This window comes from Streptomyces sp. NPDC058880 (assembly GCF_042742535.1).
Taxonomy (GTDB): Bacteria; Actinomycetota; Actinomycetes; order Streptomycetales; family Streptomycetaceae; genus Streptomyces.
Genome location: NZ_JBHYMC010000011.1, coordinates 114585 through 136819, shown reverse-complemented (window position 1 = coordinate 136819; position 22235 = coordinate 114585). Strand labels below are relative to the sequence as shown.

General features: G+C 69.9%; 17 protein-coding genes. 5 read left to right on the top strand and 12 right to left on the bottom strand.

The genetic code is table 11. The features are described 5' to 3' along the window. Window positions 1–53 precede the first annotated feature (53 nt). On the top strand, window positions 54–3113 hold the full coding sequence (fxsT, locus tag ACFW2G_RS09600) for an FxSxx-COOH system tetratricopeptide repeat protein (RefSeq protein ID WP_384445391.1): 3060 nt from the start codon (window positions 54–56) through the stop codon (window positions 3111–3113). A 228-nt stretch (window positions 3114–3341) separates the two neighbouring features. Here fxsT and ACFW2G_RS09595 read toward each other — a convergent pair whose 3' ends face one another. From ACFW2G_RS09595 to ACFW2G_RS09575, 5 genes are all read right to left on the bottom strand, one after another. Then, window positions 3342–3629: a hypothetical protein gene (locus tag ACFW2G_RS09595; protein ID WP_384581095.1), complete on the bottom strand. Its 288-nt coding sequence runs from the start codon at window positions 3627–3629 to the stop codon at window positions 3342–3344. 438 nt (window positions 3630–4067) lie between these two features. Next, the gene (locus tag ACFW2G_RS09590; protein WP_384581093.1) at window positions 4068–7979 is read right to left on the bottom strand and encodes a multifunctional oxoglutarate decarboxylase/oxoglutarate dehydrogenase thiamine pyrophosphate-binding subunit/dihydrolipoyllysine-residue succinyltransferase subunit; all 3912 of its coding nucleotides are present in this window, start codon (window positions 7977–7979) and stop codon (window positions 4068–4070) included. Window positions 7980–8249: 270 nt separating this feature from the next. Then, a complete protein-coding gene (locus tag ACFW2G_RS09585) occupies window positions 8250–9341 on the bottom strand; it encodes an ATP-binding protein (protein WP_384445397.1) in 1092 nt (363 codons plus the stop codon). Then, window positions 9338–10078 (bottom strand): response regulator transcription factor, encoded by a 741-nt coding sequence (locus ACFW2G_RS09580; RefSeq protein ID WP_037919764.1) that lies wholly within the window; start codon window positions 10076–10078, stop codon window positions 9338–9340. Before ACFW2G_RS09580 ends, ACFW2G_RS09585 begins: the two co-directional genes overlap by 4 nt. Before the next feature lie 208 nt (window positions 10079–10286). Continuing rightward, window positions 10287–10844 (bottom strand): hypothetical protein, encoded by a 558-nt coding sequence (locus ACFW2G_RS09575; RefSeq protein WP_384581091.1) that lies wholly within the window; start codon window positions 10842–10844, stop codon window positions 10287–10289. A gap of 18 nt (window positions 10845–10862) precedes the next feature. Here ACFW2G_RS09575 and ACFW2G_RS09570 point away from each other — a divergent pair, with 18 nt between their 5' ends. The 4 genes from ACFW2G_RS09570 to ACFW2G_RS09555 all read left to right on the top strand — a co-directional run bounded on the left by ACFW2G_RS09570 (window position 10863) and on the right by ACFW2G_RS09555 (window position 15627). Continuing rightward, on the top strand, window positions 10863–12251 hold the full coding sequence (locus tag ACFW2G_RS09570; protein WP_063890566.1) for a glycosyltransferase family 39 protein: 1389 nt from the start codon (window positions 10863–10865) through the stop codon (window positions 12249–12251). A 152-nt stretch (window positions 12252–12403) separates the two neighbouring features. After that, on the top strand, window positions 12404–13384 hold the full coding sequence (locus ACFW2G_RS09565; protein ID WP_384581089.1) for a sulfurtransferase: 981 nt from the start codon (window positions 12404–12406) through the stop codon (window positions 13382–13384). A gap of 442 nt (window positions 13385–13826) precedes the next feature. Then, window positions 13827–14381, top strand: coding sequence for a DUF4365 domain-containing protein (locus tag ACFW2G_RS09560; RefSeq protein ID WP_384680892.1), 555 nt, complete (start codon window positions 13827–13829; stop codon window positions 14379–14381). Then, a complete protein-coding gene (locus ACFW2G_RS09555; RefSeq protein WP_384581085.1) occupies window positions 14374–15627 on the top strand; it encodes a hypothetical protein in 1254 nt (417 codons plus the stop codon). Before ACFW2G_RS09560 ends, ACFW2G_RS09555 begins: the two co-directional genes overlap by 8 nt. A gap of 156 nt (window positions 15628–15783) precedes the next feature. On the opposite strand, the gene ACFW2G_RS09550 is transcribed toward ACFW2G_RS09555, so the two are convergent. The 7 genes from ACFW2G_RS09550 to ACFW2G_RS09520 form a co-directional block, all read right to left on the bottom strand. Then, window positions 15784–16287, bottom strand: coding sequence for a YfbM family protein (locus ACFW2G_RS09550; protein ID WP_384581083.1), 504 nt, complete (start codon window positions 16285–16287; stop codon window positions 15784–15786). A gap of 67 nt (window positions 16288–16354) precedes the next feature. Further along, on the bottom strand, window positions 16355–17104 hold the full coding sequence (locus tag ACFW2G_RS09545; protein ID WP_384581081.1) for a hypothetical protein: 750 nt from the start codon (window positions 17102–17104) through the stop codon (window positions 16355–16357). An 86-nt stretch (window positions 17105–17190) separates the two neighbouring features. Then, window positions 17191–18270 (bottom strand): hypothetical protein, encoded by a 1080-nt coding sequence (locus ACFW2G_RS09540; RefSeq protein WP_384581079.1) that lies wholly within the window; start codon window positions 18268–18270, stop codon window positions 17191–17193. Further along, window positions 18267–18536: a hypothetical protein gene (locus tag ACFW2G_RS09535; protein ID WP_384581077.1), complete on the bottom strand. Its 270-nt coding sequence runs from the start codon at window positions 18534–18536 to the stop codon at window positions 18267–18269. Before ACFW2G_RS09535 ends, ACFW2G_RS09540 begins: the two co-directional genes overlap by 4 nt. Then, complete coding sequence (locus ACFW2G_RS09530) at window positions 18473–19336, bottom strand: TniB family NTP-binding protein (RefSeq protein WP_384581075.1); 864 nt, start codon at window positions 19334–19336, stop codon at window positions 18473–18475. The genes ACFW2G_RS09535 and ACFW2G_RS09530 overlap by 64 nt, the downstream gene beginning before the upstream one ends. Next, window positions 19333–21360 carry a Mu transposase C-terminal domain-containing protein gene (locus ACFW2G_RS09525; protein WP_384581073.1) on the bottom strand — a complete coding sequence of 676 codons (2028 nt, stop codon included), beginning with the start codon at window positions 21358–21360 and terminating at the stop codon, window positions 19333–19335. Before ACFW2G_RS09525 ends, ACFW2G_RS09530 begins: the two co-directional genes overlap by 4 nt. Next, window positions 21350–22069: a TnsA-like heteromeric transposase endonuclease subunit gene (locus ACFW2G_RS09520; RefSeq protein ID WP_121830386.1), complete on the bottom strand. Its 720-nt coding sequence runs from the start codon at window positions 22067–22069 to the stop codon at window positions 21350–21352. The genes ACFW2G_RS09525 and ACFW2G_RS09520 overlap by 11 nt, the downstream gene beginning before the upstream one ends. Window positions 22070–22235 lie beyond the last annotated feature (166 nt).

Genomic DNA, 22235 nt, shown 5'->3' with positions numbered 1-22235 from the left:
CTGCGGTACCTTTTCAGTCCCGTCCACCGCCCGCAGCCCAGGGAGACGGCCGCATGACCACCGGTAGCCGGCAGGACCGCGAATCGGCGCAACAGCCTCCCCAACCGCAACAGCCCCAGCAGCCTCTCCTGCCGCAGCAACCCCAGCGGCCCCAGCGCTTCGTCATCAGCTTCGCGGGGTTCAACCGCCCCTGGGCCGTGTGGATCGCCCACCGCCTGGAGGAACACGGCCACCGCGTCGCCCTCCAGCGCTGGGACCCGCAGAACAGCCCCGGCCTCACCCAGGCCCTGGACGACCTCGCCCGCTCCGGCAGCCGCGTCCTCCTCGTCCTCAGCGAACGCTACTTCTCCGCCGGCACCCACACCGACGACGAGTGGAACACCGCCCTGCGCGCGGTCACCGACACCCACCCGGACCGATTCGCCGCCGTCTGCCTCACCGACGCGCCCCTGCCCAGCGCCGTCGCCGTACTGGAGAAGACCGACCTGTGGGGCCTCGACGCCTACGAGGCCGAATACCGCGTACTGCGCCGACTCGAACTGCCCACCGACCGCATCGGCACCGAAACCGGCCGCCGCGGTCCCCGCTTCCCCAACGACCCGCCCGAGATCTGGGGCCGCGTCCCGCGCCGCAACCCCCGCTTCACCGGCCGCAACGACGTCATCGGCACCCTGCGCCAGGCCCTCGCCGAAGCACCGCCCGGCGCGTCCACCGTCACCCTCCTCGGCCTCTCCGGCGTCGGCAAGACCCAGGTCGCCACCGAATACGCCTACCGCTTCGCCTCCGAGTACGACGTCGTGTGGTGGGTCCCCGCCGAGGACCGCCCCACCCTGCGCGAACGCCTCGCCGAACTCGCCCCCGCCCTCGGCCTCCCCCGAGGCGCCGGCAGCTACGGCGAGCAGATCAGGGCCGTCCTCGAAGCGCTGCGCCGCGGAACCCCGTTCAGCCGGTGGCTGATGGTCTTCGACGGCTGCGACAACCCCGACGACCTCATCGACCTGCTCCCCTCGGGCGGCTCCGGCGACGTCATCATCACCTCCCGCAACCGCGAATGGGCCGCCCGGCACACCAGCCTCGTCGAGGTCCCCCTCTACGCCCGCCCCGAATCGATCACCTTCATCCGCCGCCGCGCCCTGCGCCTCACCGCCGACGAGGCCGACCAGCTCGCCGAGGCCCTGGAGGACTACCCGCTCGCCCTCGACCAGACCGCAGGCTGGCTCGCCGACTCCCCGCTGCCCGTCGGCGACTACCTCGCCCTCCTTCAGCGCCGGATGGACTCCCGCGAGGCCGTCACCGTCTCCGAGGACTACCCGCTGCCCTTCCCCACCGCCCTCGCGATACTCCTCAACAACGTCCGGGAGAACTTCCCCGACGCCCTCGCCCTGCTGCGGCTGTTCGTGTTCTTCGCCCCCGGCCCGGTCCCCCTGCGCCTGCTGCGCGAATTCCCCGCCGACGACGTGCCCGAACAGCTCGCCGGCCTCATCAACGACCAGATCCGGTGGAACGGCGCGCTCAACAAGCTCGTCCAGTTCTCCGTCGTACGACTGGAGTACTCCGACCTCCCCGTGGAGGAGGGCGGCGGCGGGCTGGAGACCGTACAGCTCCACCGCATGGTCCACGGCATCGTCCGCGAGGACCTCTCCGAGGAGGAGGCCGAGCCCCTCGCCCGGGCCGTCCGCCAGGTCCTCGCCGCCGCCGACCCCGGCCGGCCCTCCGACTCCCGGCTCTGGCCCCGCTACGCCGAACTCGTCCCCCACCTCCTCCCCTCCGGCGCCATCACCAGCAGCAACCCGCGGATCCAGAACTTCCTGCTGCACTGCCTGCGCTACCTGATCCTCGCCGGCGAATACCGCACCTGCCTGCACCTGTGCGAGGAGACCGACCAGATCTGGCGGGCCAGGCTCGGCGAGGACCACCCCAAGGTCCGAGAGCTCAGCTACCAGTACGGCAACTCCCTGCGCAACCTCGGCCTGTTCCGCCGCGCCGAGACCCTCACCCGGGCCGTCGCCGACCGGCTCACCGGCGAACGCGGCGACCAGGACCTGGAGAGCCTGCGCGCCACCAGCGCCTACGGCGGCGTCCTGCTCTGCATCGCCAAGTTCGAACCCGCCCGCGAGATCTTCGAGCACTGCCTCGCCACCTACCGCGAACTGCTCGGCGAGGACGACTCCATCACCCTCGACGCCCAGAACAACCTCGCCGCCACCTACCGGCTGCTCGGCCGCTACCAGGACGCCTACGACCTCGACCTGGACACCCTGCGCCGCCGCGAACGCGTCCTGATGCCCCTGCACATCTCCACCCTCGCCTCCGGCATCGCGTGCGCCATGGGACTCCGGCTCATGGGCCGCTACCGAGAGGCCCAGACCCGGCAGGAACAGGGCGTCAAACTCAACACCCAGGTACTCGGACTCGGCCACCCCCAGACCCTGCGCGCCGAACACAACCTCGGCCTGTGCCTGCGCCGCTCCGGCGACATCCCGGGGGCCGGCCTGCGCCTGCGTACCGTCTGGGAACGCGCGACCCGCGTCTTCGGCGTCGACTACCCGTGGACGCTGATGGTCGCCTCCGACTACGCCACCTACCTCAGGGAGTACGGCGACATCGGCGAGGCCCGCCGGATCTCCGAGGACGTGGTCCGCGGCTACCAGTCGCAGCTCGGCCTCGCCCACCCGTACAGCATCGGCACGGTCGGCAACCTCGGCCTGGTCCTGCGCGCCCAGGGCGAACGCGCCGAGGGCCTCTCCCTGGCCGAGCAGGCGCTGGTCGGCATGCGCGGCGCACTCGGCAGCCGGCACCCCTGGACCCTCGGCTGCGCCCTCAACGCCACCGGACACCGCAACATCAACGGCCGGCTGGAGGACGCCCTGGACCTGAGCCGGGAAACCCTGCGCACGGCCGAGCGGGTCCTGGGCCCCGAGCACCCGATGACCCTGAGCGCTCAGATCGCCCTGGCCGCTGACCTGCGGTCCGTACGCGAGGACACGGAGGCCGGCACACACGAGGACGCGGGCATCAAGGGCCTGACCCGCACCCTGGGCGCCCAACACGTCCACACGGTCTCGGCGAAACAACGCTCCAGACCGTACTGGGACTTCGAGCCACAGCCGTAAGGGCGGTACGGGGCGCTAACACGGGCGGGGGAGGAGCGGGTACGCGTGCCTGCGTACTCGGCGCCCCCCGGCCCCACCACCCGAGCCGGTGGTTGCCCACCCGCCCTCTGGGGAGCGGGGCGCGAGGCGCCGCCCCGCCGTGCTGCGTACGGTGCAGGCGAACTCCGCACCGGTGTGCCGCATCGCGGCACACCGGCTGCGGTGGGCGGTGTTTCGCCGGGGCGGTGGTCAGGGATGTTCGGGGGCCCGCCCGTCCCCTCGTCTGTCCGGTTCGTGCCGGCCGGTCGGGTGCGGTGACCCGGGGGGAAGGTCGGCTGACTCGATGTTGTCGACCGCCGTGGAGAATTCGCGGCCGGACGGCCCCCGGACATAGGCCAGGTCCGCCCAGAGGGGATGGACCGAGTCCGAGACGTCCTCGCTGATCACAGCCATGAGCTCGCCCTCGATCCCGGACGTGACATCGCGTACACGGCGGCGCAGCAGGGGGTGAGGAAGGTACTCGTACCGTTCAGTCATCGGATGATTCCTCAAGGGAGGCAACGAAGCGCTCCCAGCCGGCGCGAGCACGGTCGAGGAGCTCCGGGCTGATGGCCGGCACCTGGCCTGGGCTGGACGAGGGCGAGGCTGCTGGGGGATCGCTTGTCATGTCGGAGACTTCCGGAATCCGGGCCCTATCGGTTTCCCTGTGCGCACAAAAAGAAGGCCGTCTCTTTCCGTAAGCATGCGAACGCGTGCGGTAGTTGTCGATTCGGCAGGCGGAGGCCGCGAAGCGGTCGACCGTGGGCGCGCCGTTCTTGGCGCACCTGGCGCACCTGGTGCGCATGGTGGCGACGGCGGGCGCGACCCGGGACCGGGTGAACGAGATCGCTCGTCGCAGGGGGGAGACGCCTTGGCGCGGGGAATGCCGGAAGGCCCGGCCCCTTGCGGGGCCGGGCCTTCCTGGTGCTGCGGGGGTTACGCGTCGAAGACCTCGTTCAGCAGGAGCTGCTGCTCCGCCTGGTGACGCTTCGCGGAGCCCACCGCCGGCGACGAGCCGTGCGGGCGCGAGATGCGCCGCAGGCGTTCGCCCGCCGGGACGTCCGCGCCGACCGCCAGGTCGAGGTGGTCGATCAGGTTCAGCGCGATGAACGGCCACGCACCCTGGTTCGCCGGCTCCTCCTGGGCCCAGATGTACTTCGCCGCGTTCGGGAACTTGGCGATCTCGGCCTGGAGCTCGGCACCCGGCAGCGGGTACAGGCGCTCGATGCGGATGATCGCCGTGTCCGTGATGCCGCGCTTCTCGCGCTCGGCCTCCAGGTCGTAGTAGACCTTGCCGGCGCAGAAGACGACCTTGCGGACCGCGTTCGCGTCCACGGTGGAGTCACCGATGACCGGGCGGAACGAACCGCTCGTGAACTCCTCCGCCTTCGACGCCGCGGCCTTCAGGCGGAGCATCGACTTCGGGGTGAAGACGACCAGCGGCTTGTGGGCCGGGTTGTGCACCTGCCAGCGCAGCAGGTGGAAGTAGTTCGACGGCAGGGTCGGCATCGCGACCGTCATGTTGTTCTGCGCGCACAGCTGGAGGAAGCGCTCCGGGCGGGCGGACGAGTGGTCCGGGCCCTGGCCCTCGTAGCCGTGGGGGAGCAGGAGGGTGACGCCGGAGGTCTGGCCCCACTTCTGCTCGGCCGAGGAGATGAACTCGTCGACGACGGTCTGGGCGCCGTTGACGAAGTCACCGAACTGGGCCTCCCACAGCACCAGCGCGTCCGGACGGGCCAGCGAGTAGCCGTACTCGAAGCCCATGGCCGCGTACTCGGAGAGCAGCGAGTCGTAGACGTTGTAGCGGGCCTGGTCGTCCGAGAGGTACAGCAGCGGGGTGTAGTCCTCGCCCGTCTCGCGGTCGATGAGCACCGCGTGGCGCTGGCCGAAGGTGCCGCGGCGGGAGTCCTGGCCGGACAGCCGGACCGGGGTGCCCTCCATCAGCAGCGAGCCGAAGGCGAGGGTTTCGCCCATGCCCCAGTCGATGGTGCCCTCGTCGATCATCGCCGCGCGGCGCTGGAGCTGCGGCAGCAGACGCGGGTGGACGGTGACGCCCTCGGGGATGGAGACCTGGGACTCGGCGATCCGCTTGACGACGTCCTGGGAGATCGCGGTGTTCACCGAGACCGGGAAGTCGGCCTGGTCCGGCGTCGGCGCCGCGGAGACGGCGGGCTGCGTGGCGGCCTCGCGGACCTCCGCGAAGACCTTCTCCAGCTGGCCCTGGAAGTCCTGGAGCGCCTGCTCGGCCTCTTCCAGGGTGATGTCGCCGCGACCGATGAGCGACTCGGTGTAGAGCTTGCGCACCGAGCGCTTCTTGTCGATCAGGTCGTACATCAGCGGCTGCGTGAAGGCCGGGTTGTCGGACTCGTTGTGGCCACGGCGGCGGTAGCAGATGAGGTCGATGACCACGTCCTTGTTGAACGCCTGGCGGAACTCGAAGGCGAGCCGTGCGACGCGGACGACGGCCTCCGGGTCGTCGCCGTTCACGTGGAAGATCGGCGCCTCGATCATGCGGGCCACGTCGGTCGCGTACATGGAGGAACGCGAGGACTCCGGGGCGGCGGTGAAGCCGACCTGGTTGTTGATGACCACGTGCACGGTGCCGCCGGTGCGGTAGCCGCGCAGCTGCGACATGTTCAGCGTCTCGGCGACGACACCCTGGCCGGCGAAGGCCGCGTCCCCGTGGAGCGCGAGCGGGAGGACCGTGAAGTCCGTGCCGCCCTTGTTGATGACGTCCTGCTTGGCGCGGGCGACACCCTCCAGAACCGGGTCGACCGCCTCCAGGTGCGAGGGGTTCGCGACGAGCGAGACCTTGATCTGCTCGCCGTCGAGGCCGGTGAAGGTGCCCTCGGCGCCGAGGTGGTACTTGACGTCGCCGGAGCCGTGCATGGACTTCGGGTCGAGGTTGCCCTCGAACTCGCGGAAGATCTGCGCGTACGACTTGCCGACGATGTTCGCCAGGACGTTCAGGCGGCCGCGGTGGGCCATGCCGATGACGACCTCTTCGAGCCGGGCCTCGGCGGCCGAGTCGATGACGGCGTCGAGCAGCGGGATGACGGACTCGCCGCCCTCCAGGGAGAAGCGCTTCTGGCCGACGTACTTCGTCTGCAGGAAGGTTTCGAAGGCCTCGGCGGCGTTCAGGCGGCGCAGGATGCGCAGCTGCTCCTCGCGCTCCGGCTTGGTGTGCGGCCGCTCGATGCGGTCCTGGATCCAGCGGCGCTGCTTCGGGTCCTGGATGTGCATGAACTCGACGCCGGTGGTGCGGCAGTACGAGTCGCGCAGCACGCCGAGGATGTCGCGCAGCTTCATCATGGACTTGCCGGAGAAGCCGCCGACGGCGAACTCGCGCTCCAGGTCCCACAGGGTGAGGCCGTGCTCGGTGATGTCGAGGTCGGGGTGCTTGCGCTGCTTGTACTCCAGCGGGTCGGTGTCGGCCATGACGTGGCCGCGGACCCGGTAGGAGTGGATCAGCTCGAAGACCCGGGCGGCCTTCGTGACGTCGTCGTCGTGGCTGGCGTCGATGTCGCGGTTCCAGCGGACCGGCTCGTACGGGATGCGCAGCGACTCGAAGACGGAGTCGTAGAAGCCGTCCTCGCCGAGGAGCAGGTTCGCGACGATGCGCAGGAACTCGCCGGAGGCCGCGCCCTGGATGACCCGGTGGTCGTAAGTCGAGGTCAGGGTCATGACCTTGGAGATGCCCAGCTTGTTCAGGGTGTCCTGCGAGGTGCCCTGGAATTCGGCGGGGTAGTCCATGGAGCCGACGCCCATGATGACCGACTGTCCGGGCATCAGACGGGGCACGGAGTGGACGGTGCCCAGGCCGCCGGGGTTGGTGAGGGAGCAGGTCACGCCGGTGAAGTCGTCCATCGTCAGCTTGCCGACGCGGGCGCGGCGGACGATGTCCTCGTAGGCCTGCCAGAACTCGAAGAAGTTGAGGGTCTCGGCCTTCTTGATGCCGGCGACGACGAGCTGGCGGTCGCCGTTGGGCTTCACCAGGTCGATGGCGAGGCCGAAGTTCACGTGGTCGGGCTTGACCAGGGTCGGCTTGCCGTCCTTCTCCGCGAAGGAGTAGTTCATCGACGGCATGGCCTTGATGGCCTGGACCATGGCGTAGCCGATGAGGTGCGTGAAGGAGATCTTCCCGCCCCGGGCCCGCTTCAGGTGGTTGTTGATGACGATGCGGTTGTCGAACAGCAGCTTCACCGGGACGGCGCGGACGGAGGTGGCCGTCGGGACGTCGAGGGAGGCGTTCATGTTCTTGGCCACGGCTGCCGCCGGGCCGCGGAGCGTCACCAGCTCGGGGCCCGCGGGGGCCTCGGTGGCGGGCGCGGCGCCAGCCGCTCCGGTGGAGCCGGTGCTCGCAACGGGGGGCGCGGCCTTCTGAGGCGTTTCGGGGGCGGTGGCGGGCGCGGCCGGTGCGGCGGCCGGGGCCTGGGAGGTGACAGTCACAGCAGGGGCACCAGAGGGGATGGCAGGAGCAGGGGCAGGAGCTGACACAGGCGGAGGAGTCGGCGTCGCCGTGCGCGCGGGCGCGGCGACCGCCGCCCCCGTGGCGGCGTCGGCGACCTGCGGGGTCCGGGCGACGGCGGTGGCGGCCTGTGCGGAGGCGCCGTCCGTCGGCGTGGACTTGTCGGGACCGGCCGACGTCACCGGAGCGGCAGCGCCCCCCGGCTTGTAGTCGGCGAAGAAGTCCCACCAGGCCCGGTCGACCGACTGCGGGTCCTGGAGGTACTGCTGATAGATCTCGTCGACGAGCCACTCATTCGCGCCGAAGCCTGAGGCAGGGTTCTTCCCGCCCTCTGCTGCTTCGGTCGTGGTGCTCGAGTTACTGGGGGACTGTGGCGACACGGCGGCAACCGCCCTCTTCCGCTTCACAAGGTATGGACAGCGGGAATAAAGGCTACGCCTCCTCGGCCGCTGCATGCAGGCCGGGCGGGACTTACGTCATGCAGGTCACATCGAACGGCGGGTTTCGTGACGTGGAATGGCGGGAAACCAGCCTGGTTCGGGTAGGAGGCAGCCAGGTTGCGGCCTCTTGGCTTCGCACCCCTGACGGACCCCGGGTACGTGTGGCCGAGATCATGTCCTTTCCAGTCGAACCCTACGTCAACACGGGACCTATGAGCTGCCCGGAAGCGTGACGAGGATGCGGCAGCCCCGAGACGATTCGGCCACCCCGATCCGCCCGCCGTGCAGCTCCACGGCCCAGCGGGCGATCGCCAGGCCCAGACCGGTGCCGCCGTCGCCGCTGCGGGCGCTGCCCCGGTTGAACCGCTCGAAGACCCGGTGGCGCTCGGCCTCCGGGATCCCGGGCCCTTCGTCGCGGACCTCCAGCGCCAGGCTGTCCGGCGGGTCCCCGGCCCGGGCCCGGACGGTGACCCGGCCGTGCGGCGGGCTGTGCTTGACCGCGTTGTCGATCAGGTTGGCCACCACTTGGTGCAGCCGCTCGGCGTCGGCGTACGCGCACAGGTCGGGCGGGAAGACGTCCAGGTGGAGGTGGACGTCGTTGCGGGTGTGCCCACCGGAACCGGAGAGCAGCCCCGGCCGGCCGGCGGCCGCCAGCCCCGACTCCTTCAGCACCCCGGACAGGTACGGCCACACCTCGAAGCGGCGGGCCCGCAGTGGCACCACCCCGTTGTCCACCCGGGACAGGTCCAGCAGGGTCTCCACGAGCCGGCCGAGGCGCTCGGTCTGCTTCAGCATGGTGCGCATGGTCTCCGGGTCGGCGGCGGAGACCCCGTCGACGACGTTCTCCAGCACCGCACGCAGCGCGGCGATCGGTGTGCGCAGCTCGTGCGAGACGTTGGCGACGAGTTCCTTGCGGTGCCGGTCCACGGCCTCCAGGTCGTCCGCCATCAGGTTGATGGTGGAGGCCAGGTCGCCCAGCTCGTCGCGGCGTCCGGCGCCTCGCACCCGCCGGGTGAAGTCGCCGTGGGATATCGCCCGGGCCACCGTCGTCATGTCGTCGAGCGGCGCCGTGAGGCTGTGCGCGACGAACTGCGTGATCAGCATCGAGGCGATCACCGAGAAGACGGTGATGAACCGCAGCTCGGTGTCGGTGCGCAGGGCCACGAGCAGCAGGCCGGTGGTGATGAAGACCGAGACCACCACGAGCGTGCCGAGCTTGGTCTTGATCGAGAACGGCGAGAAGGGCCGCAGCCCGCCGGTGTGCCGCTGGTGCCGCGGTGGTCCCTCCGCCCGGCCGTTCACGGCTGGGCCGGGGTCTCCAGGGCGTACCCGACGCCGTGGACCGTACGGATCCGCTCGGCGCCGATCTTGCGCCGCAGGGCCTTGATGTGGCTGTCGACGGTACGGGTGCCCGAGGCATCGGCCCAGTCCCAGACCTCGGCCAGCAGCTGCTCCCGGGACAGCACCGCCCGCGGAGTCCCGGCCAGGCACACCAGCAGGTCGAACTCGGTCGGGGTCAGGTGGACGTCCTCGGTCTGCACCCGCACCCGGCGCTGCGCGTGGTCGATCTCCAGGTCGCCCAGGCGCAGGGTGGCGCCGCGCGGGGTGTGCGCGGCGATCGTGGCCCGCTCCACCCGCCGCAGCAGCACATGGACGCGCGCGGCCAGCTCGCGCATGGAGAAGGGCTTCGTCATGTAGTCGTCGGCGCCGACTCCCAGCCCGACCAGCAGGTCGGTCTCGTCGTCCCGGGCGGTGAGCATCAGCACCGGGACCGGGCGCTGCGCCTGGACCCGGCGGCAGACCTCCAGCCCGTCGAAGCCGGGCAGCATGACGTCGAGGACCAGCAGCTCGGGCAGCCAGCTCTCCGCCGCGGCGACGGCCGCCGGGCCGTCGGCGGCCGTCTGCACCTGGAAACCCTCGGCGCGCAGCCGGGCCGAGATGGCCTCCGCGATGGTGCGGTCGTCCTCGACGACGAGCACACGCCGCTGGGCACCGGGTGTTGCCGCGGCGCCGGTGTGGGTGGTGTGTGTCTGTTCCATGTCCGCCCCTGAAGATCCCGCTGAATGGGGTGCAGCGTAGAGGAGGCTCCGGCCTGCGGCTACGTGGGGTTCGGTCACGGCATATGCGGTGGACCTGAGTAAATGGAATGGGTTGTACCGGGTGTGCGCCCCGCCACGGGACCGGATTCCGGCGGGCGGCAGCGGTGCGCCCGGCCGCGCGGACTCCCGGTCCGGCCGCCGCGGGAACTCACTCCCGGGTGAACGGCGGCAGCGCCTCCGCCACCTTCGTCAGGGCCGGCGGCAGGGACCCCTGGTCGCCCGCGACCTCGTACCCGCCGTGCACGAAGGCGTAGAAGAAGCCGTCGTAGACCGTGGGGCCGCCCGTGGCGATCCTGGGCTGACGGGCGAAGTCCGCCTCCCGGAGCGCGGTGCGCAGCGCCGCCAGCTCCGGCTCCGACAGCCTTCCGGTGCCTTCCGGCTTCGCCTTCGCGTCCAGCCGGGACCAGGACCCGTCACCCTTCACGATGAGCGTGTGGGTCTCGCCCGCGAAGCCCCCGCTGCGGGTGACCCGGACCAGGGTCTCGCCGGGGGCGGGCACCGCACTCGCGCCGGGGCTCGCGCCTGTGTCGGGGGCCGCGCTCGTGCTCGTACGCGCGCTGGCGCTCGCGCCCGCCCCCGTGGAGCCCTGCGGCGGCGCGTCGTCGCCACCACCGGAATCGGACGGTCCGCACCCCGCCAGGACCACCCCACCCAGAAGCACCGCCGCCACTGCCCGGAACGCGCGCACACCCACCTCCGCAGACACTCGGGTCCACCCCCGAGTATGGAGTCCGCACCCTCGATCCGACAGCTTCAGGAGGCCGCCATCCGACGCATCGCGCCATGGCGGACGCTCCCGCCGCTGCTCGCCGCGGCCCTCGGCCTCTGGGGCCTGGAGCGGGGCGGCAGCATGTGGCGCGACGAGTCCGTCACCTGGCAGGTGGCGCACCGCGCGCCCGGCGCAATCCTCGATCTCCTCGGCCGGGTCGACGCCGTGCACGGCCTGTACTACGTCCTCATGCACGGAGTGTTCCAGGTCTGGGACGGCGGCCTGTGGGCACTGCGGCTGCCCTCCGTCGCCGCCACCGCCCTCGCCGCCGCGGGCGTGGCTGCCGTCGCGCACCGGCTCGTGGGGGAGCGGGCCGCACTCCTCGCCGGCTGCGTGTACGCCGTCCTCCCACCCGTCCAGGCGTACGCGCAGGAGGGCCGCTCGTACGCACTCGTCGCGGCCGCCGTGGTGTGGTCCACGTACCTGATGCTCCGCGAACGCTGGGTCGCCTACAGCGCCGTCCTGCTGATCGGCTGCTGGCTGCACGAGTTCGCCGCGCTGGCGCTGCTCGCCCACGCCTTCACCGCCCGCCACGCGCGCGGATGGCGGTGGAGCGCCGCGACCGTCGCGGCCCTGCTGCTGCCGCTCGCCGTGGTCAGCGTGCGCCAGGCGCCGCAGCAGCTCGGCTGGCTCGGCCGGCCGAGCTGGCAGGACTGGGCCGCTTACGCCGTGGTGGGCGCCGCCTCCCTGCTCCTCGCGCGGGGCGCCCCCAAGGACCTCGTACGGGTCGCCCTGCCCCTGGTCCTGCTCCCGCCCGGACTGCTCATGGCGGTCTCGCTGGTCAAACCCTGGTACGTCGACCGGTACGTGCTCTACGCGCTGGCCGGGCCCGCCCTACTGGCCGGCGCCCGGCTCGCCGCCGCCCGCGGATGGTGGCCGTGGGTGCTGGCCGGCGCCCTGCTCGTGCCGTTCGGCGTCTGGTCGGTGTGGCTGCGCACCCCGGAGAGCCGCAAGGACGACGTCCTCGCGGTGGCCGCCGAGGTGCGGGAGCGGGCCCGCCCGGGGGACACGGTGGTGTTCATGCCCTCCCGCCGGCGCGAGTGGCTGCTGTCCTCGCCCGACGTCTACGCGGGCCTGCGCGACGCCGCCCTCGCCGCCGGCCCGGCCGCCTCGCACAGCCTCCAGGGCACCGAGCTGCCCCCGGAAGACATCCGCGCCGCCCTCCTCGCCTCGCCCCGGGTGATCGCCCTGCAGGACCCGGTGGGCCAGCCCCTGGACCCGTACCCGCGCGAGGAGGCCAAGCGGGAGGTGCTGGCAGGAAGCTTCGACCTCTGCTCGGTCACCGACGTGCGGGGCGCTCGGATCGCCGTCTACGCCCGGCCGGGCGGCTGCGCGGGAGCCTAGTGCCGTGGCCGGAAGGGGGTGCCGGCTCCCCGCACGGGCCCGCCGCCCGGGGCGGTTGAAGGCCCGGCGGGGGCGCGCCGCAGGATGGGGCCGACCGCGTCGTACCGCTGGCGGGCCGTGACACCGCCCGCGAGCCTCCAGGAGGTGCCGCCATGCCCATGCCCCTGCCCGAGCCCGGCCGTCCCGAGCCCGGCCGTCCCGAGCCCGGCCGTCCCGAGCCCGGCCGTCCCGAGCCCGACCGCGCGGGGTGCGGACCTGTCCGGTCCGGCCGGCCGGGGTCCCGCGAGCCCGGGCCCGCGCACCCGGGACCGCTGGTCGGCGCCGACTGGCTCGCGGCCCGGCTGGGCGCCCCCGGACTGGTCGTCCTCGACGCCTCCGTCGGCGTCCACCGCGCCGCCGGACGTCGCATTCCGGGCGCCCGCCCCTTCGACCTGGACGGCCACCTCTCCGACCACGCGGCCCCCGTCCCGCACACCATGCCCGGCCCCGCCGCCTTCACCGAGGCGATGCGCTCCCTCGGCCTCCACGACACCGACACCGTCGTCGTCTACGACGGCGCCGGCCTCTACTCCAGCGCCCGCGCCTGGTGGATGCTGCGCGCCACGGGCTTCGACCGGGCCGCCGTCCTGGACGGCGGCCTGCCCGCCTGGACGGCGGCCGGACTGCCCGTCGAGACCACCGGCCCGCGGTACGAGGGCCCGCGCGGCTCCTTCACCGCCCGGCCCCGTCCGGGGCTGCTGATCGACGCCGAGGCCGTCGCCGCGGCCCTGGTCGACCCGGACTCGGCCGTACTGGACGCCCGTACCCGCGAGCGCTTCGAGGGCACCGCCCCCGAACCCCGTCCGGGCCTGCGCGGCGGCCACATGCCGGGCGCCGTCAGCCTCCCGTTCGGCGAACTCCAGCGCCCCGACGGCCTGATGCGCCCGCCCGGGGAACTGCGCGCGGCCTTCGAGGCGGCCGCGGGCGGCCGCGAAGGCCTCCGCTTCAGCTGCGGCTCCGGGGTGACCGCGTGCGTCCTGGCCCTGGGCGCCGACCTCGCCGGCTACCGGGACCTGGCGGTGTACGACGGCTCCTGGAGCGAGTGGGGCCTGCCCTCGCCGTCCCGTCCGGTGGCCACCGGCCCCGGCCGGTGACGGCGGGTGCGTGCCGCCCGCCGCCGGGACCGCCCGGGAGGCCACCGTGTGTCCCGTCCCGATTGTGGCTGCATCGAGACCTGGCTCTGACCTGCGGGATGAAACGAAGAACTGGTCCATGTATCTCGGTTGCGTCCACAACGACTTTGCATTTTCCAGATGAGTGTCGGTACCTGTCGCGACATGGACGCCCTGCGCGAGGCATCGCGGCTGCCCCCGTGGCCTATGGCCTCTTTGAAGAGGTGGTCCGGCAGCACGTGGTGGCTCGGACTGCCGCTCTCGGGCATGGATTGGGGAGATGGGGCCTGTCGCCTGTATGGCCCATCGATCCAGGCGACTGTCAGCGGCGGTCAATAGCGTGGCGGCGGGTGGCCTACACAGCTGGGAGAGGGGAAACGTATGCTGCGCTCGCTGGGGCAAGGGGAACCAAAGGGGGGTACCTATGTCGCGAGCCGTGGGGAGCGGCATAGCCGAGCCCGTCGACCGCCGCACGTTCACGACCTGCATGGAACAGCTCCAAGAGGGCTACATGCAGAGCGTCGCCGCGACTGCGGGCTGTCTCTTCATCAAGCAGGGACGGGACATGTTTGGCATGGACGCCATGCTCGTGCGCACGTCCTCCGACCCGCTGGGGGAGGAAGCCAGCTTCTATGTCCAGATGAAGAGCACCACGCAGCTCACCGTCAACGGGAAAGCGGAATCCTTTGGATACCGCTTCGAGAAGCGCGACTACATGGAGCGTCTGGTCCGCCCTCGCCTGGGCATGAAGTCCCTACTGGTCGTCATGGCGATCCCCAAGGGGCAGGCGGAGTGGACGCGGACCGCACACACGCATCTGGAGGTCAAGCAAGCCTGCTACTGGCTGAACCTGGAGGGGATGACCGTTCCTGCGGTCGAGAAGCCGTACGTTCGGATCCCCACCGCCAACCTCTTCGATGCCGAGTCGCTGGCCGCCATTATGGGAAAGATCGAGAGGGGTGAGCCGCTCCATGACTGACCTGGCATCGACCGAACTCGATCTGTGGCGCGTCGATCCGACCCGGCTCACCACCCTGATGACCGAAGCCGGCTGGACACTCGTTGGCCGTCGCAGCGGCATCTACAACAGGCTTGCCCCTCCCGGCGAACCTGACCCTCGCGCTGGTTCCTTTGTAGTTCCTCTGGACCGCGAGGCGCCGGAGTACATCGAGGTCCTGCAGAGCCTGCTTCAGCAGGTGAGCGCGCCCAGCTACCGCAGCTTGTGGGCCCGGTCGATCGCCCCACGACTGTTCACAGATCCCACGGACGAATTCCGATTCCGCAGAGAAGCCGCCTTCCCTAGCGGACTCATCTCCTGGCGGGAGGGCGAGCGGCTCATCTCCTGTGCCCGCCGCACCCTGGTCGCAGGTGCCAAGTCGTATATGGACCAGGTGCGGCACTTCGGCAACCGGCACGGTCAGTTCGCCAACCGCTACCTCGACTCGGTACTGATGGGACAGACGGAACCGGGCAGCTACATCGTCAAGGCGTTCGCTCCGTCAGCGACGACAGTGCTGCTGCGTAAGCCTTCCGTCTCGGCGCCTGCCCTGGATGTGGGTGCGGCAGCCGGACCGTATGGGCGGGATGTGAGCCACGCGGTGGTGAAGGCGTTGTCCGCGACTGTCGAGGCCATTGATCACTATCGCTCCAGTGGGTCTCTAACGGGCTTCGACGCGGGCGTGCGAGAAGGGGTCTCGTACGAGATGGCGACTGCCATTCTCGGGATCACCGAGCACTCTGACGGATCGGACATCACGATCGAATGGGACACCTCCGTGCCAGGTGGCTTTGAGGAACCTGTTTCGCGTTACGAATTCTCCGGCGGCGATGCGGTCATCCTGGAGAAGGCGGCACATCGGCTGGCTGCGGCGGAGGACGCTGGGTTCGTGACGGTGACCGGTCGGGTTCACTTGCTCGCTCGTAAGGAAGCCGACGGCCCTGGCGTCTTCGGAGTTGAGAGCATCGTAGGAGGGCAGCCCCGGAAGGTCCGTGTACGGCTGGCCGACGAAGACCAATACCACGAGGCCATTCACGCGTACGAAGAGAACCTCGCTGTACAGGTCAATGGCCGACTGGAACGTGAAGGGAACCTCCACTGGCTCTACGACGCCAGCGTCATGCGCACGGTCGGCCCGGTGGACGCCCTGCAACGCGCTGAGGAAATGGAACGCCCCCAGGTTCCGCCGGTCACACGGGGACAGCTAAGCATCGACGACATGGAGTGAAACAGAATCCGACCCGCTCACGGGAGCGACGGGAGGCCGCTTGGGTGGGCTCTGGCTATTGAGCTTGGGAATGAAGGAACGTGTGAGACTGCCCAGCTCGGATCTGTGCGGACTGACTCTGCATTTTTGGGAGCTGGCGCGGGGCGGCGAGGGCTGTCAGTTCAGCCAGATGAGTATGGCGTCCCCTGCGTCTGCCGCTGCTTGGAAGAACGGAACCAGCGCCTGGTAGTGGGTGGTCACGTAGTCGAGCGACTCGCCGCGTTCCCAGACGATGGTTGGGTAGATCTCGGCTTTGGCGAGATCTATCGGATGAACGCCTTCAACAAGGGCCTCGTGGGGTGTGGTGGCGAGTGCCTCCGCCGCGGTGCGAACGCGTTCTGGGCTGAGAAACTGTGGTGGCCCGTAACCCCAGTCCTCGGCCTCGGGGATCTCTTCCTCGCCATGAACGATGTCGACGGGGAAGTCGATGCGACGCAGCAGGAAGTCGAGCGCGTGCCACGCTTTGTCGACGTCATGGCAGCGCGCTTCGGATGCCTTGGGCGTTGCGTCCAATTCCGCCTCGATCAGTTCGTCGACGAATTCCTGGGCCCAATCGGGGTCGTGGATCGCGCGATCGAGTTCGGCAGGGGTCAGGCGGGCGTACTCTCCGATCATGCTCATGGCCGGATGCTAGAGGCAGGCGCTGACAAGCAGGTCAGCAGAGGTGTGGTTGTTCGCTCGACGGGGACTACTGTGTGATCGCCCAGTCGGCGCTGACTTGATCGGCGACTGAGAAGTCGGTATCGCAGTCTGGGCAGGTGGCGTTCCCGAAGACGTAGGTCAGCATGTGTGCGACGTCGTGTTGGCTGTCGGTGAGTGCGATGTCATGGAGACGCCGACCAATGCCTCCCAGGTCTGCGGGGCTCGTCGGCCGGAGCGGGCGAGTGTCGATGCTGTCGTCCGACAGGGCGTAGTCCTCGCTGGTGCTGAAGAACCCGCGTTCACCGAGGACGATGAACAGGTTTGTTTCGCAGCCGGGGCAGGAGACTTCGTATTCTTCGTTTCCGAGTCCCCAGGCCAGATCTTCGCTCCATCCCACGACGCCCTCGAAGCCGAGCATGGACTCCAGGAGGTTGATGTACTCGGTGCGGTCGGTTGCCGTCCGGAGATGGCGGTTCACTGATGTCAGCAGAGACGTGATTTCCGCCGAGTGCTGCGTGCGGACATCACCGGCTCCGTGCGGCTGCTCGGCGCCTGCCATGATGGCCCCCGCCAGGTTCAGGGCGTTTACGGCTTGTCCCCGGTCATTGCTTTCGGCCATGCCAGCTAGCCAGGGCAGCGCTGCGAAGCTGGCCGAGTAGACGCTGCCCTGATGACAGAGTGCAGACCATAGGTCGTTCCAGAGCTTCGACACGGGTTCGGATGCGATCCGTGCCAGCAGGGCGGGTATGTCCTCGGCGGAGCCGTAGGCGTGGCTGAGTTTTTCCCAGTCGGTCATGCAGGCGATCTAATCAGGCGTAGGGCCTGCCAGAGAGGCAGGACAGCACCTGTCCCTTCCGCTCTCGGGTTTCATCCTTGGGATCGTCACGGACGCAGCTGGTAATAGCTGTCTCCGGCTGGCTTGAGCACGTGTCTCCGCATGGGGTCCCAGGCTCGCCGGAAGACGGTGGCGAGGTAGCGGTGTGCGACGAGCGCTTCACCAGCTCGGTGGGATGGGTCGAAGTCGCGAGCGCGCCGTTGCTGCGCGACTCGGGTGGCGGGGCTGAGAGCTGGCTTCAGGAGATGGCGTTTCTGGCCGTGGACGTAGATGGGAGCAAGCGGCGAACGCTTGGCGTTCATGTTGGCCCAGTGGCTGATGGGATCGTTGTCATGTTCTTTGTATATGTAGTCGGGGTGTCGTAGCCGGCGGGCGATCTCAGTGTTGAAACGGCGGCGGTTCCAGGTCGATTCCTGTGCCTGCTGTCTCCAGTAGGGAGATGCGAAGAGCGGGGCTAGGGCGACGGCTTCGGGATAGACCACGGCGCAGAGACGTGCGACGGAGAAGGTCATTTCGGCTGTGCCGGGCGGGATGAGGATGCCCGCTCGGCGGGTCCAGTCGTGCCATGCCTCGCCGTTCTCGTTCTCCGGGAGTGACCAGAGCTGGCCGCAGATGAGTATGGCGGTGAGGACGGCGTCGTAGGTGACGGCCCAGCCGTGACGTCGGAGGATCCGAAGATGCCGACGCTGTGCTTGAACGACCTCTGGAAGTGCGTCGAGGGTTGTGGTGTGTCCGTCGGCGTCGGACGGGCAGAGCCAAAGCCGGTGCCGGGTGCAGACGTATCGGTGGTGCGGCGTGATCCTGATGACCTCGCCGCCAGGGTGTTTGGCGTTGCAGTGAGGGCAGCCGGGTTGTGGCTGGTGGCGGAACATGGCCCAGTCGGGCTGTGGTGTGCGAAGTTCCGGCAGAGCGCCGGCGAGGACGTTAACGGTTCGGCCAGTGATGGCAGCGAGGCGTTCGGGGACGACGACACGGCGCATGCCTCCGGAGACTTCGCGCTCGGTGACGCATCGCCAGAGGGCGTTGATGTCGAGGCCGTGGAGCCGGGCCAGACGGGAGATGTAGGAGGCGGTGATCTCATGCCGGGCGGGCGGGACGGGATCAGGAAGACGGCGTAGGAGCGTCAAGCTACTCGTCTCCGCCGGGAGGAGGGCTTGGCCGGTGCGGTGAGTTTCTCGGACTGCTCGGCGGCGAAGTCGATCGGGACGAGGGCCAACAGATCCTCTGTGATGCGTTCAATCTCGTCTTCGATGGCCAGGACGGCGGCGCCGCGGATGAGCTGCGAGAGGCTGCCGATCATGCCGCCGGTGCGGTGGAAGATGTACTCGCTCAGCTCCGTGAGAGTTCCTGGGGTGTGGTCGTGCAGCCGCAGCGTGGACTCAAGGGTTCCCACCAGGGCCCGCCAGGCTTCGCGATCGGCAGCTGTGGCGTGCGCGAAGGGGACAGCGGGGACGACGACGAAGCGGCCGGCGATCTGCCGTCCTCGTGTGCCAGCGAAGAGACCCTTGGACTCGATGTCGATGCCGGGTAGGCGAAGGTGGCGGGCAGCCGCTCGGCGAAGTACTTGAGCTGGTCGGAGGCTTCGGCTCCTGAGCGGGTGGTGAGGGTCAGATTGTGGATCTCGTCGACGAGCACCAGGTCGACGTGGACGTGGGCAGCCGTTGCGCAGACGGCGTCGACAACGTCGGTGATGTTGGCCCGGGCGGGGAAGGTCAGCCCGAAGAAGCGGGCGAACTCCATTGCGAGCATCTTCGGTGTGGCCGCGGGCGGAACGGTGACGTAGAGGACCGGGAGCCGGTTGCGGTCGCGGGGGTGCCGCTTGCGGATGGCCAGCCCGTGCGCCCGGCCGAGCTGGGTCAGCGCGGTCGTCTTCCCGGTGCCGGAGGCGCCGGAGACGATCACGCCGCGGCGGGCGGAGATCTGGTTGCGGTTGAGCTGGATTAGTAACCGGGAGGTGGTGGTGACCTTGCGGATGACCGGGGTGTTCACCATCGGCAGATCGGCGTGATACTCGCGGCGCCGTTCGTCCTCACGCATCCGTCCCCGCGGACCCAGCGCTGCCCGTTCACCGGCTGTCAGCATCCGGGGCGGGACTGGCTCGTGGTCGACGAAGTGACGCCAGCCCTCTTTGGTGGTCAGCGGGTTGTCCGGTGGAGCCTTCGCGGCCGGGGCGGACGGGGAGGGCGAGTTCATAGCCACCTCTCGGCTTCTGCGTGAGCATCGAAGATCCCGAAGTCCACCGCAGTCGCAGACGGCTGGACCTCGGCCTTTGGCTCCGCGTGGCGTTCGGTCTCGGGCGCCACTGCGGGCGCGGGGACGGCGCGGGCGATGCGGGTGCGGGCGGCCACCTTGGCCGACCGGGTGTCTGGGCCGTGCTCGGCGCGGGTGAGCAAACCGTCCAGGACTCGGGCGACGGCCGTTTCGTTGGTGTCGTCCAGTCCGGCCTCGGCCGCCAGACGGCGTGCGTGTTGCCAGGTGAAGTCCGCGAACGGCGCGTTCACCAGCGGCCACTGCGTCCAGGGCGCGGTGATCCAGCCGTCCTTCGTGCGGACGAACACCTGGGACAGGTCGTAGGGGTCGTAGTGCACTTCCCAAAGACCGCGTCTGGCGGTGATCCCGGAGTGCTCGCGCCGATGCGGCCCCAGGTCGGGGCAGTCGTAGGTGCGGTAGCTGATCTGGATGCCGTAGTCGTTGATCGCCCGCCAGGCCACCGGCAGCAATTCTAGGTAGTCCTCGCCGCGGAGTACGAGCGGCAGATAGCCGCAAGCCGCCACCAGCGAGGCGTACTTGTCGTTCGGCGACATCGCCCTCTTCGGGCGGAACGGGTCGCGCAGAGCGCTGTGCGGCCTGGCCTGCCACCCGGCCAGTAACCATTCATCCAGCAGATCCTGAAGCTCTGGGACCGTCCAGACGGCCCGATCCTCGACCCGCTCGCCGCGGCGGGAGACGTCCCGACCGGTGTAGCCGGCCAGGTGTTGGGTGAACAGCGTGTTGATCGAGGAGAACGTGGCTTCCACGATCGCCTTGTCGGTCGGCGTGCGGGGACGCGCTCGCTGTACTGAGATGCCGAGCCTCTCGCAGGCGCGCAGGAACGTGTCGGAGATGAACACCTTCCCGCCGTCGATGACGACCGTGTCCGGCACGATGACCGGTCTCGCCGCGGCCTGCTCCATTCGCGCGTCCACGTCCAGCAGTCGCATGTGAGGCATCCGCGACGCCGCCATGCGCAGCGACGCGGACCAGCCAGGCCGCATCGGTTCGGGCACCAGCATCCGGGCCAGCAGCAGCGAGGCGTCCACCGCCTTGGTGCCCACCGGCCGCAGCACCGCGGCGCAGACCGTGCGGGTAGCGACGTCGACCGCGATCGTTAGATCCGCGCGGGCCGTCACCCCGGAGTCGAGCACCACCATCACATCCAGCGGCGTGGAATCGATCTGCACCTGCTGGCCGGGCCGATCCGCGAATGTCGGCGTGAACGGCCCCTGTGGCCGGTTCGCCGTCTGCCGCCGCGTGACCGCCGAACCGAAGGCGTGCCGCCCTGCTGAGAGCGCGTCGATCAGCCTGTAGAAGGTGTTCTTGCTCGGCAGCGGCACGACCCCTTCGCCATGGGTCGTTTCCACTGTCTTGATCACCCGGCGGATCAGACGCGAGCGGGTCCCCGTCGAAGTGTGCGTCTCCGCGTCGAGGACCTCACGGATCGCTGCCACCAAGCGGGCATCCGCCCGCCCGGTCGGTTCCGATGTCCGCACCAGACGCTGATCGACCAGCCCCCAGAGCCCCTGCCGGGCATAACGTGCCCGCTTCTCGTTCACCGTGCGCAGGCCCACTCCCAGCTCGTCAGCCTTGGCCTGGGCCCGCTCGACCAGCGGACGTTCCGCCGGGTCGTACTCCGGCCGCGGAGACGTGCCCGGCTTGGCGTCGGAGGGCAGCCCCGTGTTGACCTCCACGACATGGCTCTCCCACTCCTTCGCCGCCATCAGCACCGGCTTCGGCAACGTCGCCAGCAGCCCGGACGGCTCCAGCGCGGGCAGGGGCTCCGTGCCCGTGACGGCGAAGTCCGGCGCCGCCATCAGATGCGAGGCCAGTACCACCGACTCCACCCCGGACTGCGACCGCAGCCGCACCGACGTACCGGCGAGCGCCACCACCAGGTAGTACTCGTCGTCGTAGGTGATCCAGTCACCGGGGCGCAGCACTGCCTCGCGCTCAGCAGCCACCGGCCACCCCCGCGGACACCGCAGCTTCCGTGTGCAGTGGAACAGACACGTCCACGGCCAGCTCGCGCGTCCACAGCAGGTGGAACAGCACCGGCAGCACCGCGATCTCATCCCCCACCGAGGCCGCCCCGCTCATCAGCGGCCGTGGCTCGCCGAACGCGGCCAGCAGCTCCGAGGCGACTGGCTCCAGCCGGTGCCGCGGGTGCCGGTAGCCGGCCAGCCAGCGCACATTGCGTACCACGATCGCGTCCGGCGCCCCCACCAGGGAGAACTCCCACCCCACCTGAGCACAGGCTGTCTGCATTGCCTCGAATTTCGCCACATCCCTCGGCTTGCGACGGTCCGCAGGACGGCAGTCGACCACGACCGCCGTGCCGTCCTCCCGGCGGGCGAAGTAGTCCGGCGCGTGCGAGACGCCCTTGCCTGCATCCGACCGCCAGAACAGCCAGAACGGCTGCGACGAGATCCCCACCACCGATGGGTCGAAGTCCAGCAGCATCACATGATCGCGCTCCAGCCAGGACTCGTACCCGATATGGCCGCCGACCGTCGCCGACCACCACAGACCCGGCAGATGCCGCTGCCCCTTGTACGACTGGAACGCGCGTACCGGCGAGGCGTCCTCGAACCTCACTGCCCAGGCATCTGCCAGCGGCAGGCGGAACTCGGACCCGTCTCGGTCGGCGTACGCGACCTCGAAACCCTCCACCGGTGGCCTGGCGACCCCGCCCGGTAGCACCCCTAGCGCACGTATCACGACCGGTTAACGCGTACCCCGATGCAAGGTCACTCTGACCTTTGCAAGGTCGCATGCAGAGTCAAGCTGACCTTTGCAGGGTCCAGAGGTGCAAGACACCGTGTGCCCGTTCGCCCCA

Coding starts and splice junctions, on each gene's coding strand:
- fxsT (WP_384445391.1), top strand. CDS start 54: ATGACCACCGGTAGCCGGCAGGACCGCGAATCGGCGCAACAGCCTCCC.
- ACFW2G_RS09595 (WP_384581095.1), bottom strand. CDS start 3,629: ATGACTGAACGGTACGAGTACCTTCCTCACCCCCTGCTGCGCCGCCGT.
- ACFW2G_RS09580 (WP_037919764.1), bottom strand. CDS start 10,078: ATGGAACAGACACACACCACCCACACCGGCGCCGCGGCAACACCCGGT.
- ACFW2G_RS09570 (WP_063890566.1), top strand. CDS start 10,863: ATGGAGTCCGCACCCTCGATCCGACAGCTTCAGGAGGCCGCCATCCGA.
- ACFW2G_RS09565 (WP_384581089.1), top strand. CDS start 12,404: ATGCCCATGCCCCTGCCCGAGCCCGGCCGTCCCGAGCCCGGCCGTCCC.
- ACFW2G_RS09560 (WP_384680892.1), top strand. CDS start 13,827: ATGTCGCGAGCCGTGGGGAGCGGCATAGCCGAGCCCGTCGACCGCCGC.
- ACFW2G_RS09555 (WP_384581085.1), top strand. CDS start 14,374: ATGACTGACCTGGCATCGACCGAACTCGATCTGTGGCGCGTCGATCCG.
- ACFW2G_RS09550 (WP_384581083.1), bottom strand. CDS start 16,287: ATGAGCATGATCGGAGAGTACGCCCGCCTGACCCCTGCCGAACTCGAT.
- ACFW2G_RS09545 (WP_384581081.1), bottom strand. CDS start 17,104: ATGACCGACTGGGAAAAACTCAGCCACGCCTACGGCTCCGCCGAGGAC.
- ACFW2G_RS09530 (WP_384581075.1), bottom strand. CDS start 19,336: ATGAACTCGCCCTCCCCGTCCGCCCCGGCCGCGAAGGCTCCACCGGAC.